The organism is Emergencia timonensis, assembly GCF_900086585.1.
Taxonomy (GTDB): Bacteria; Bacillota; Clostridia; order Peptostreptococcales; family Anaerovoracaceae; genus Senimuribacter; species Senimuribacter timonensis.
In genome coordinates, this window is sequence record NZ_FLKM01000009.1 from 1,357,492 (window position 1) to 1,369,870 (window position 12,379).

Annotated in this window: 13 protein-coding genes; 10 read left to right on the top strand and 3 right to left on the bottom strand. The window is 43.1% G+C overall.

Annotated features, from left to right (window positions below; translation table 11 throughout):
* Positions 1-3: 3 nt before the first annotated feature.
* Entirely contained in the window at positions 4-981 is a 978-nt protein-coding gene (locus BN6539_RS17340) for a ribonuclease H-like domain-containing protein (RefSeq protein ID WP_067541306.1), read from the bottom strand.
* A 267-nt stretch (positions 982-1,248) separates the two neighbouring features.
* Between BN6539_RS17340 and BN6539_RS17345 the strand changes: the two genes are divergently transcribed.
* Together BN6539_RS17345 and BN6539_RS17350 are read left to right on the top strand one after the other, a co-directional pair.
* A complete protein-coding gene (locus BN6539_RS17345; protein ID WP_067541308.1) occupies positions 1,249-1,509 on the top strand; it encodes a stage V sporulation protein S in 261 nt (86 codons plus the stop codon).
* Between the two features lie 111 nt (positions 1,510-1,620).
* Positions 1,621-2,223 carry an NUDIX hydrolase gene (locus BN6539_RS17350; RefSeq protein ID WP_067541310.1) on the top strand — a complete coding sequence of 201 codons (603 nt, stop codon included), beginning with the start codon at positions 1,621-1,623 and terminating at the stop codon, positions 2,221-2,223.
* On the opposite strand, the gene BN6539_RS22010 is transcribed toward BN6539_RS17350, so the two are convergent.
* Positions 2,132-2,653 carry a stage II sporulation protein M gene (locus BN6539_RS22010; protein WP_074038139.1) on the bottom strand — a complete coding sequence of 174 codons (522 nt, stop codon included), beginning with the start codon at positions 2,651-2,653 and terminating at the stop codon, positions 2,132-2,134. The two genes, BN6539_RS17350 and BN6539_RS22010, sit on opposite strands and share 92 nt — an antisense overlap.
* A gap of 87 nt (positions 2,654-2,740) precedes the next feature.
* Between BN6539_RS22010 and xerD the strand changes: the two genes are divergently transcribed.
* A complete protein-coding gene (xerD, locus tag BN6539_RS17355; RefSeq protein WP_082907687.1) occupies positions 2,741-3,631 on the top strand; it encodes a site-specific tyrosine recombinase XerD in 891 nt (296 codons plus the stop codon).
* Positions 3,632-3,739: 108 nt separating this feature from the next.
* Here the strand turns inward: xerD and BN6539_RS17360 are convergent, their stop codons facing one another.
* Positions 3,740-4,471: an Rpn family recombination-promoting nuclease/putative transposase gene (locus BN6539_RS17360; RefSeq protein ID WP_082907593.1), complete on the bottom strand. Its 732-nt coding sequence runs from the start codon at positions 4,469-4,471 to the stop codon at positions 3,740-3,742.
* Between the two features lie 131 nt (positions 4,472-4,602).
* Between BN6539_RS17360 and BN6539_RS17365 the strand changes: the two genes are divergently transcribed.
* The 7 genes from BN6539_RS17365 to BN6539_RS17395 all read left to right on the top strand — a co-directional run bounded on the left by BN6539_RS17365 (position 4,603) and on the right by BN6539_RS17395 (position 12,319).
* The gene (locus tag BN6539_RS17365) at positions 4,603-5,469 is read left to right on the top strand and encodes a MurR/RpiR family transcriptional regulator (RefSeq protein WP_067541314.1); all 867 of its coding nucleotides are present in this window, start codon (positions 4,603-4,605) and stop codon (positions 5,467-5,469) included.
* 27 nt (positions 5,470-5,496) lie between these two features.
* Positions 5,497-6,786: an aminotransferase class V-fold PLP-dependent enzyme gene (locus tag BN6539_RS17370; RefSeq protein ID WP_067541317.1), complete on the top strand. Its 1,290-nt coding sequence runs from the start codon at positions 5,497-5,499 to the stop codon at positions 6,784-6,786.
* Positions 6,787-6,816: 30 nt separating this feature from the next.
* Positions 6,817-8,178, top strand: coding sequence for a Na+/H+ antiporter NhaC family protein (locus tag BN6539_RS17375; protein ID WP_067541318.1), 1,362 nt, complete (start codon positions 6,817-6,819; stop codon positions 8,176-8,178).
* 139 nt (positions 8,179-8,317) lie between these two features.
* Positions 8,318-8,659 (top strand): 50S ribosomal protein L19, encoded by a 342-nt coding sequence (rplS, locus tag BN6539_RS17380; protein WP_067541320.1) that lies wholly within the window; start codon positions 8,318-8,320, stop codon positions 8,657-8,659.
* Positions 8,660-9,101: 442 nt separating this feature from the next.
* A complete protein-coding gene (ylqF, locus tag BN6539_RS17385; RefSeq protein WP_067543500.1) occupies positions 9,102-9,950 on the top strand; it encodes a ribosome biogenesis GTPase YlqF in 849 nt (282 codons plus the stop codon).
* A 2-nt stretch (positions 9,951-9,952) separates the two neighbouring features.
* Entirely contained in the window at positions 9,953-10,618 is a 666-nt protein-coding gene (locus BN6539_RS17390) for a ribonuclease HII (protein ID WP_067541323.1), read from the top strand.
* A 24-nt stretch (positions 10,619-10,642) separates the two neighbouring features.
* On the top strand, positions 10,643-12,319 hold the full coding sequence (locus tag BN6539_RS17395; RefSeq protein WP_197492893.1) for a formate--tetrahydrofolate ligase: 1,677 nt from the start codon (positions 10,643-10,645) through the stop codon (positions 12,317-12,319).
* The last annotated feature ends 60 nt before the right edge of the window (positions 12,320-12,379 follow it).

Here is a 12,379-nt window from a genome sequence, read left to right on the forward strand (position 1 = left end):
GCTTTACTTCTTGAAGAATGTCAATAAGAATGCGTTGATATCCATGTGATTTATCTTGCCATATTCTTCTGCTATTAGATACCCGTTTGTAACAGACGGGTATTTTTCAATCTCTTTTATTTTTTCTCCCAGAATAGCCTGTGCGTCAAAATAAATGGCGCCTGCTTCTGCCTGGCCGGGAATCGTCAGTTCAAATTCACGGCTGGCACTGTCCATCATCAATGAATAGGGTTGTTCCTCTGTTGGGAAAGATATGTAATCGACGGGTTCTGCCAGTTGATTACCCAAAACATGGAGATCGCGTCCTGCCATATTCACTCGTTTAATTAAGTAGTCTCCAGCAATAAAACCCAATTTGAACATGGCTCGATGAAAATTCACTTTCGAAATGATTGGAAGAATTCTGTAGAGCTGAATCAAATCGTCGTGATTGTGCAGCAGGATTTTTCTTTCAAGGTCGAAGGACTTGGTAGTCATATATCGATTATATAAATCTACACTTTCTTTTCCTGATATTTCATCATCTCTTCCGCTGGACAACCCCATAAAAATTTCGACGCTCTTTTGCTTCAGATTCGGCAGAACAGATTTTAATTCGGAATGTCCGTTGATAATCAGATATAAATCCAGGTCGTAGGGACAGATACCGATATCTATCTTATATTTACGCGCCCGCTTTTCCACAAAAGGGATGTCAAAATGCCTGCCGTTATAGGTAATGATATAATCTACTGATTTCAAGATATCCACCGTTTGCTGGAGTATCTCTTTTTCGTCACCGGCCTGATCTGCAAAGAATTGTATCACCTGGCATTCATCTCCTTTGACCAGGAGGATGCCTGATAAAATTACTTTGCAGTAGGCGGGAGAAAGACCCGTCGTTTCAATATCAAAGACGGCAAAGCTTCTGTCTTTGAAATACATATTAAAGGTCTTTGACGCATATCTATCTATATGGAGATAATCGATTATTTTTCTCATATGCTGCCTCCTGACTTTTATGTATATAACAAAATAGACCGCAGGGGTGCAGTCTACTTTGTTCAAAAGGGGTATTGGGATTAGAGATTAATGAGGTTATCAGGGGGATAACCACAATTGAATTATACATAATTTAGTCGAAACATGCAAGTATAAGTGTGAAAAAAATGAAAAAAAGATTTTTTTGTTGTACGATAAGCTCACTTTTTGTGAATAACCACAAGTATAATAGAGAAAATGATAAATTTTTTAAGGGAGGAAATATTGATGGAAATATTAAAAGTTTCAGCTAAGTCGAATCCGAATTCGGTAGCAGGTGCTCTAGCAGGGGTCTTAAGAGAAAAGGGAGGTGCAGAAATTCAGGCCATAGGTGCAGGCGCGTTAAATCAGGCAATTAAGGCCACCGCCATAGCAAGAGGCTTTGTTGCACCAAGTGGTATTGATCTGGTTTGCGTTCCGGCGTTTACAGATATCCAAATCGATGGAGAAGAAAGAACCGCTATTAAGCTGATTATTGAGCCACGGTAAGCGTCTGATTGATAATACATAGGGAACTTGGAGAGTTATTTTTCAAGTTCCCTATTTAATTTAAGAAAGTTACGTGGTAAAATATATCCAAATGATGAATGAGGTGGTTTCATGACTTTTGAAGAAAAAACGCTGAAAAGCGAAAGAATATATGAAGGCAGGATTATCAATCTGAGAAGAGATACGGTGACTGTGATCAATGGAGAATCTCAGAGGGAAATTGTTGAGCATGGCGGCGGTGCCGTCATTGCGGCAGTCAAGGATGACGGTAAGATGATTATGGTAAAGCAATTCCGTAAACCGGTGGAGCGGATTATGTTAGAAGTCCCTGCCGGAAAGCTGGATCAGGGCGAAGAACCAACTGCTGCGGCTTTGAGAGAACTGAAAGAAGAAACGGGTTATCGTGCTGCTAATATAAGACTTTTGACAAAAATGTACCCTTCTGTAGGGTATTCAGAAGAGCTTCTCTATCTTTATCTCTGTACGGAGTTGACAAAAGGCGAAACCGCCTTTGACGATAACGAGGCCATCGATATCGAAGAATACGATATCGACGACTTATATAAGATGGTTATGAACGGTCAAATTGAAGACGGCAAGTCCCAGGTGGCGATTCTGATGGTCAAAGGACTATTTGCAGAAGGAACGTTTCAAGGATACTTGAAACGATCAGGGCTGCCAGACAGAAAAGAAAATGAAACAGATGTGGTTTGATTCCCTTCAGTGCGGCGGGGTTGTGGTAATTTTTTCGTACAAACTTTGCCGTTTCATAAGAAACGATAATGAGGGCGATATAAGCTGGCAGCTTAAATAGGCCTCGAGGCAGAAGTGCTGCAATTACCAAACTGAACCCTTTTTCTTCGAGGGAAGACAAGATGTATGCGGCGGTAAAACCCAGGGAAAAGGTCTTACCGATTACCATGAGAATCACTAGAGGCATTAAAAAAAACAATGCTGAAAAAATCATAGCAGCAAGGATGGTAATGATATCACTTTTTATGTAATCTGCAAGACTGGCTGCAAGACCAGGCAGCTCGGTGGAAATCATCATTTTTTCTGAAGGCACGGCGATTTTCGTAAAAACCCCGGCAGAAAAACTGACGATTAAAAATAACGAAGCCAAGAATACAAATTTTTTATCCATAGACAACCTCCCCTTTATAGGAAGCATATGTTGTTTTGGAATAAATATGACATGAAAAAAGACAGGATGAAAACGGAGATGACAAGTATGGAACTAAATGAGTTCATTGATTATTTAAAACAGGAGAAGAAAACTTCGGAAAATACTTGCGAAGCGTACAATAGAGATTTGGCAGCCTTTGAGCGCTTTTTATACGCGAGAGGAATAGACACCTTAGAACAGGCCTCGAACACAGATGTCGTGGCATATCTGATGGAACTAAAAAACAGCGGGAAATCCAGAGCAACGGCGAATCGAAAGCTTTCTTCTATTAGAACTTTTTACAAGTATTTGATAAAGCAAGGACTGATCAGTGTAAATCCCACAGAGGATATCAAGTCTCCGAAAATTGAAAGAAAGAAGCTGGAGTATCTGACGATTGAAGAAGTAGAAGAACTGTTAACTGCGCCAGATGACTCCATCAAAGGGATTCGTGACCGAGCCATGCTGGAGGTTCTTTACGCCACGGGCATCCGTGTAACGGAAATCATCGAACTGAAGATGAAAGATGTGAATCTGCGTATGGGTTTTATCACCTGCAATGGAGATCATGGCAGGGCGAGAATCGTGCCAATGGGAACTATGGCCAGAAAGGCCCTGGATAATTATATTCTGAACAGTCGTAATTTCTTGATGAAGGATCAGGATCACGAAAGTCCTGACAGCGCACTGTTCGTCAATTATGTAGGGGAGCCGTTTTCCAGGCAGGGTTTCTGGAAGGTCCTAAAGCAGTACGGGAGAAAGGTGGGATTGGAAAGCAAAATCACACCTCATATTTTACGCACTTCTTTCGCCGTACATATGGTGCAGAATGGGGCAGACCTCAAATCCCTGCAGGAACTCATGGGTCACGAGGACATCATGGCCACACAGATCTATCTTTCCGTGACAAAAAATCGCATCAAAGACGTTTACGACAAAACCCATCCGAGGGCGTAATCTGAAGGCAAGAAAGTGAACATGACAGAGTACCAAAAAGGGAGGCGGCAATCGTTCGAGAGGATGATTTGCCGCCTCCCTTTTGTTCGTTCATATAGAGGTCTTAGGTTATATTTTTTCAATTTCTTCTATAGAAAGACCGGTGTATTTGGATATGACCTCTGCGTTAAGGCCGTCGACCTTCATTTTGCGGGCAGTATCAAAGGCAGCATCTTTTTTGCCCTCTTCCCGTCCCTCAGCAAGGCCCTCTTTCTTTCCGATGCTGTAACGTACATCCAGTTCCTCTTCCAGTGTCATAATCTGTTCGATCTCCTTTCTGCCGTTCAGTTCCGCCACCATCTGATGGATCTGGCCTATGAAGGGGTCGTTCCCTTCTGTCTCCTGGCTGCGCACATAGCCGAAGAACTCCTTCAGGGGATTCGGAACCTTTTCTATTGGACAGGTTGTGTTCAAGATAATTGTAAACGTTCCGTCCCCGTATGGCAAGGATTTTTTGACATCATATTTTTCGAAAAAGTAGATGGGTTCCTCCATTTCATAGTAGTCGAAGGTGCAGATGAAGATGACGAAGGACGGCCGCAGTTCTGTATAGTCTGCACCTGCGTGGAGCTGGTTGATGTCCATGGCGGCATGGTAGTAACGGCCGCGGAGGGGTAGGTAGGGCTGCTTCTGGACCTGCATTTCGATATCATACCAGGACTCCCCGTCGTCAAACAGGACGTCCAGGCGGACGCTTTTGGCGTAGAGTCCTGGTATGATGGTCTTCTCCGTCTCCGATGAGGGCGGCGCAGGGAAACGGATCTTGCTGACTTTGCGGCCGGGCAGGATGCGTTCAATCAGCTCTTACTTTCCAATTTTTACAAGAAAAAACTTAAAAATTACGTATTTACAACAAACACAACCACGCGTACTATGTTGTTACAACAACAAGATAGCTATTTTACGTTGTATACACAATAGAAAGGGAGGAAATGAATACACGAATCGATAATAGGATCAAAAAGGCCATTTTAACAGAAACAGAGAAAAAAGTTGCGGAATATATTTCGAAAAATTTCGTAAATGTTTGTGCAATGTCTGCCCTGTCTTTAGGTGAAAAAATAGGGACAAGTGATACTTCCGTCATTCGTACTGCGAGAAAACTGGGATTTACAGGTTATTCTGATATGCAGAGTTTTCTCGCAAGTACGATGCAGGAAGAAATTGCACGAAGTGGCGGTATCAACTTTCTGCCGCCAGCTGCAAGATTTGACAAAAAGAGGGATCTGATTAATGCTCCGGACTTATATCAACAGGTCATGCAAAAAATCAATCATAACATAGATACAATCTTTGAGAAAAATGCTGAGGATGTGTTTACTAGTGCTGCAGAGATTATATTATCTTCGCAGAGAAAATTTGTCATGGGTTTTCGTGGCTGTGCAAGTGTGGCTCAATTGCTAGGCGGCTGTTTGAACGATGTTCTCAAAGATGTGCATACAGTTACTGATGCTGATTCTCGTGCGATTGGGGCGGTTTTAGATATTGGCAGAAAAGATTGTCTGATTGCGATAAGTTATCCCAGGTATGCACACATGATATTTACCGCAATAGAAATAGCAAAAAAGGCGGATGCAAGGATTATCGTGTTAACAGATAAGTTAACGGCACCTATGACCAAGCATTCTGATGTAGTATTGCTTTCGGAAGTAGACAGTGCAACGATTAATAACTCTTATGTGGCTCCAAATGTAATCGTGGAAATCCTCATGGCAGCTGTGCACAGAAATCTTGATGAAAAGGGAAGAGCGAGATTGGAAGAGTTGGAACGTTATATTTCGGGAAAAGGCCTATATTAGCAATTTCTAGTAGAGAAAGGTAAATCTATGGATAGAAAAGAAGACAGAGGATTATTGTTTGATGAAAAGACAATTTCTGCAATCAGGGATAAGTTTTGTCGTATTGATGTGGATGCGGACGGAAGTCAGAGACTATTTTTTGAAAACGCAGGGGGATCTTTACGTTTGAAATCAGTAGTTGAAATTTCTGATGAATTGAATCGGTATCCTGATTGCTATGCGCGAAATCACAAGTCGTCATTGATGCTCCATGAGTATGAGGAGAGAGGACGACAGGATCTGCGGCTTTTGTTAAATGCCCAGGACGGAGCTATCGTTACGGATTTGACCGCATCCAGCCTCATGTTTAAGATTGTCGAACCCATTGTACAATATGGCAAGGGGACGAATATCGTGACCTCCGTTTTAGAACATCCATCGGCTTTTGACGCATGCAGATATTTTGGAGAAAAATATGGCAAGGAAGTGCGGGTCGCCCCATCAAATAAGAAGACTGGAGGAGTGCTTGCAGAAGATGTAATCGAGCTTGTGGATAAAGATACGGTTCTTTTAAATGTGATCGCTGCGTCGAATATGACTGGCGCAATTACAGATCTTAAGACCATCGTGTCAGAAGCGCGGAAAATCAATCCGGATATTTACGTCGTAACCGATGCAGTCCAGCATGCACCCCATGCAGTCATCGATGTAAAGGCTTTGCAACTCGACGGAATTAACATCGCTCCATATAAATTTTTTGGCAACAGAGGTATTTCCTTCGGATATGTTTCTGATCGTGTAAAATCACTGCCTCATTGCAGGATTCTGGATGACGAGAAGGATATTTGGGAGCTTGGCAGCATCGTCCCGGCACATTATGCAGTCATTAGTGAAATCGTCAATTATGTGGCTTGGATTGGAGCGCGCTATACGGATTTAAAAGACAAAAGAAAGCAAATCGAAGAAGGAATGCGCCGCATACATCTTCAGGAACAGGCATTGCTGGCTAGAATGCTTTATGGTGACAAAGGAAAAACAGGGCTATTGAACTTAGATGGTGTAGATTGCTTTTTTGACTACACGAATTTGGCTGGCAGAGATCTTATTCTCGCAATGAAATTAAGCGGATTCGATTATGCTGAAGCGGTCAGCGAGTATGAAAAACGTGGCATCATCGTCTACGAAAGGGTGGCAGAAAGTTCATATTCTAAGAGAATGGTAGAATCATTTGGATTGGATGGGATTATAAGAGTTTCGCCGCTGCATTGTAATACGGCAGAAGAGATTGATGGATTTTTAAATATCACAAATGAAATCCTGGACAGCAAAAGAAGTTAATACCCCTATGTATTTTCACAGGAGGTTTTTATGAACGAGCAAAACAAAAAAATTGAGTTTTTTGGAGGAAAACTTGGTCCATGGATTCCGATTATCGTTCTTGTTATCGGAATGATTACTGTGGTCATATTAAATAAAACCGATTTTTATGTCTATAACTTACTTACTTTGGGTACAATTTTAATTGCTTTCTTCTTAATTAAGAAAAAGAAGAGCTTTGGAGATGTTGCGATTGCGGCACTTCAGGATTCCATGTTATCAATTCTGATTATCGCATTTCTGCTGGCAGGCATCTTGTCGAAGTTATTGCGCCTAAGTGGATTAATTGAGGCTCTGGTGTATCTTACAAGTGTCTTTAACTTGGATCCGGGATTTATCCCGGTGGTCTCTTTCATCATATGTGCGCTGATTTCAACAGCATGCGGAACTTCGTCGGGGGCAATTGTTGCAGTGCTCCCGGTGATGCTTCCTATTGGAATTGACTTGGGATGTGATGCGTCCCTTGTATGTGGTGCAGTGATAAGCGGAGCGCTGTTTGGTGACAATCTGGCCCCAATTTCTGATACGACCATTGCTTCAGCGCTCACACAGGAATCTAAAATCAACGACGTTGTAAGATCCAGGCTGCCCTATTCTTTGATTGCTGGAGGAATTTCCGCTGTACTGTTCATCATTTTCGGAAAGCTGACAGCGGATGTTGGTTCTACTGTTATCAGTGCTGATGGCTCTACGGTTCGTGCTTTAGTCCTTTTAATCGTGCCAGTGATTATGATCGTTTTGATGAAAAAGGGTTGGGATCTGGCAGGAACATTAATTATCTGCGACACCCTTGCAATCGTCATCAATCTGGTTCTGAGATTGATAAGCCCGGCTCAGATGGTGAATGCAGAAGGACCTGTTGTCGGCGGGATTAATAGTATGATGGATATGATTGTCTTCTGCATCCTGTTCTTCATCATCATAGAGTCACTGAAAGAAAGCGGGGCACTGGATAGCATCAGCAACGGATTGTTGAAATTATGCAAGGGCATACGATCTGTTCAATTTATCATTATGATCGCTTCTGTATTTGGCACAATTGTTACTGCCGGAAGTTCTACAGGAATTACCTTTGTCGGACCCATGGCTAACAAAATTGCAAAGAAGTTTGGAATTGCGGGCACTCGTTCGGCAAATCTGTTAGACACTACAGCTTGCGCAACCTGCGGATTCGTTCCGTTTTGTACACCTTATTTGCTTTCGTTGAGCATGGGGGCTGAAGTTACAGGAATTCCTGATGACTTTTCTTTCCTGAGTATTGTAAAATATGCTTTTCATCCTCTATTTCTCATGATTGTATTCATAATTAGTATTTTGACTGGAAAGGGAAAAATCTTAGAAAAAGATCAGTAAGGAATGGCAAATTTTATAAAACTTGTGCTTGCACGTCCACTTTGTCTGTGATATAATACTCATGTTGTAATTACGGGCGGTCCTCTGCATACAGAAAATGAGTGGCAAGAACGTCTTGGAGGGAAGGAGGAACCATACAATGAATATTTTAGATTCAGTTGCACAGGATTACTTAAAGAAAGATATCCCTGCATTTAACGTGGGAGACACCGTCAAGGTACACGTTAAAATTAAAGAAGGTAACAGAGAGAGAATTCAGATTTTCGAAGGTTTTGTTCTGAAGAGACAGAACGGCGGAATCGCTGAGACTTTCACTGTTAGAAGAATTGCTTCCGGCATCGGCGTCGAGAAGACATTCCCACTGCACTCGCCATGGGTAGAGAAGATTGAAGTGGTCAGAAAAGGCCGCGTCAGAAGAGCTAGACTTCACTACATGCGTGGAAGAACTGGTAAAGCAGCAAAAATTAAGACAGCAAAATAATTGTGTCTACGAGAGGAACCGTCAGGTTCCTCTTTTTATTATATTGTGATAAGCATTTTTTGCCAAAATGTGTTTTTTTGGTCTTTTTAGGAAAAACTCTGTGACTATTGGAATTTCAGCGTTTTCTTATGCAGATTGTTGAAAAAGCAGGCACCAAAATGACGCTAACCCTTGCAATTGCTTGATCAAATTATTTTTTCCAAATCCGCGATTTTTTGCCGTTTTTGCAAAAATGAGTATAAAAAATACTAGTAAACTCCATATATAGTAAAAATTGCATCTACAGACTGACTTATGATTATTTCCTAAATAGGCGCGAACTTTTAACATCATTTTGTATTTTGCCCGAAAAACCGAAAAACATATAGCCATAAAGCGGCGAAAAGTGGTATACTAAAGAGGATTTCGATTGAAGAAAACAGCTATTTTAGAAAGGAATTTTATGATAGAAAATATAAACTGGTATCCTGGCCATATGAAGAAGACCAGGGAACTGATTCAGGAAAACCTGAAGATGGTGGATCTGGTCATCGAGGTGATTGACGCTCGGATCCCTGTTTCCAGCAGGAATCCGATTATCGACGAGATCGTCAAGGATAAGAAGAGGGTCATCATCCTGAATAAGAGCGATCTGTCAGATCGGATAGAGAATCAGAAATGGTCTGACTACTTTGCCGAGAGGGGCAGTCTGGTTCTGATCATGAACTGCATGAGCGGCGGAGGCGTGAATCAGCTTTACAAGCTGCTGGCAAAAGAACAAGATCGGAAAAACGAAGGTCAGATCAGAAAGAAGCCGCTGCGCATGATGATTGTGGGGGTTCCTAATGTAGGGAAATCCTCTTTGATCAACCGAATGACCGGCCGCAAGAGCACGCAGACGGGAGACCGTCCTGGTGTTACGAAAGGCAAGCAATGGCTGACACTGACGAACAATATGCAGCTATTGGATACGCCGGGCATCCTCTGGCCTAAATTCGAAGATCCTAAAGCTGGGCTCAATTTAGCGTTCTGTGGTTCCATCAAGGACGAGGTTCTCGATACGGCGACTCTGGCAATGGAGCTCATTGGCGTTCTGCAGGCAGAATATCCGGCAGAACTGATGGAACGATATAAACTGACAGAGATATCAGAAACGCCTCTTGCCACCATGGAGGACATCGCAGGCAAGCGAGGATTCATCTTGCCGGGAAAACGCATCGACTATGAGAGGTGCGGGCGCACGGTGCTGGATGAATTCAGAAGCGGCAAAATCGGGAATATCACTTTAGAAAAATTGTCAAAACAGGTGTAGCAGTGAAAAAAGCAGAACGGGAAATTTTTTTAAAAAACAGATTAGAAGAACTGAAAACCATAGAGAATCAATTGCGAGCAGAAGGTTTTCAGTACATAGCCGGTGTCGATGAGGTCGGCAGAGGACCCTTGGCAGGTCCGGTAGTTGCGGCAGCAGTCGTGCTTCCGGCGAATTTTGACGTATTGGGCGTGGACGACTCAAAGAAGCTTTCTGAGAAAAAGAGAAACGAGCTCTTTGATGCGATTATCGAAAAGGCAGTTTGCTACGGAATCGGACAGAAAGACCAACAGGTGATAGATGATATCAACATTCTGGAAGCCACCAAGTTAGCCATGATCGAAGCCATTGAAAACGCAGAGAAGATGCTGGAGGAAAAGTTAGAGAAACAGATTGACTTTGTCCTCTTTGATGCCATGAAAATCGATGCGGTAGAAAAACCGCAGCAATCCCTGATTAAAGGCGACAGCAGGAGTATATCCATAGCCGCAGCTTCTATCGTCGCAAAGGTGACCAGGGATCGGCAGATGATTGATTATCATCGAGTCTATCCCCATTATGGCTTTGAAAGCAACAAGGGATACGGCACCAAAGCTCATTACGAGGGGATTGTAGAGCATGGAATCACACCCATTCACCGAAAGACATTCTTAAAAAATATTATTAGATAAAAGGAAAGAAAAGGAGAGCACAACATGGAAATCAAAAGCGATATTCAGATTGCACAGGAAGTCAAAATGGCCAATATCAAAGAAATTGCCAAAACTGCAGGGATTGATGAGAAATATCTTGAACAGTATGGCAACTACAAAGCAAAAGTGGATTACAATCTTTTGGATGATAAAAAAGACACGCCTGACGGCAAACTGATTTTGGTGACGGCTATTTCACCGACACCGGCAGGCGAGGGAAAAACCACCACATCTGTTGGTCTTGCAGATGCGCTGCACAAAGCAGGCGTGAATGTGATGACTGCCCTCAGAGAGCCTTCCCTCGGTCCGGTATTTGGTGTCAAAGGCGGCGCGGCAGGAGGCGGATATGCTCAGGTCGTTCCAATGGAAGATATCAACCTGCATTTTACAGGCGATTTTCATGCGATCGGAGCTGCAAATAACCTGATTGCAGCAATGGTCGATAATCATATTCAGCAGGGAAATGTGCTGGGAATCGACCCTAGAAGAATTACCTGGAAGAGAGCTGTAGATATGAATGACAGACAGCTGAGAAATATAGTCGACGGCATGGGTGGTAAGATGAGTGGCGTTCCAAGAGAGGATGGCTTTGAAATCACCGTTGCCAGCGAGGTTATGGCTATCATGTGCTTAGCTAAGGACATCGACGATTTGAAAGAGAAATTAGCCAGCATCATCGTCGGATATACATATGAGGATAAGCCGGTTACTGTGCGCGATCTCAAAGCCCAGGGCGCAGCAGCAGCATTGCTGAAAGACGCTCTGAAACCAAATCTCGTACAAACCTTGGAGAAGACGCCGGCTTTCGTCCACTGCGGACCTTTCGCCAATATCGCTCACGGATGCAACTCCATCATGGCGACAAAAATGGCTTTGAAGCTGGCTGATTATGTGGTCACAGAGGCTGGTTTTGCAGCAGATCTGGGCGCAGAGAAATTCGTGGACATCAAATGCCGCAAAGCGGGATTGACGCCGTCAGCCTGCGTTATCGTAGCAACAGTCAAGGCTCTTAAGTATCATGGCGGCGTAAAAAAAGAAGATCTGGCTGCTGAGAACCTGGAAGCTTTAGAGAAAGGCTTGCCGAACTTATTGCAGCACGTGGAAAACGTGACGCAGCACTTTGGCCTGCCGGCTGTGGTAGCCATCAATGAATTTCCGACAGATACAGAAGCAGAATTGAAACTGGTAGAAGAGAAGTGCAAAGAGCTGGGCGTCAACGTAGTATTGAGCCAAGTATGGGGCAAAGGCGGCGAGGGCGGCCTAGCATTGGCGGAAGAAGTGTTGAGGCTCTGCGAGAAAGAAAACCACTTCCAGTTTGTATATCCTCTCGACGTATCAATTGAATCAAAAATCCAGATGATTGCGCAGAAGATTTACAGAGCTGACGGCGTTATCTTTGAAGGAAACGCAAAGAAACAGCTGAAACAATTAGAAGATCTAGGATTCGACAATGTGCCAGTCTGCATGGCTAAGACCCAGTTCAGTTTTTCAGACAATCCGGCTCTGCTGGGAGCCCCAAGAGGATTTCAAATTACAGTCACAGATTTGAAAATAGACGCGGGAGCAGGTTTTATCGTGGCTAAGACGGGCAATATCATGACAATGCCTGGTCTGCCAAAGGTGCCGGCAGCGGAAAAAATAGATGTAGATAATACAGGGAAAATTACTGGACTATTTTAATCCCGTACTTGAATGGGAGCTTGCAGAATGCAGGCTCCTTTTCTACCTTACTGCAAAGAA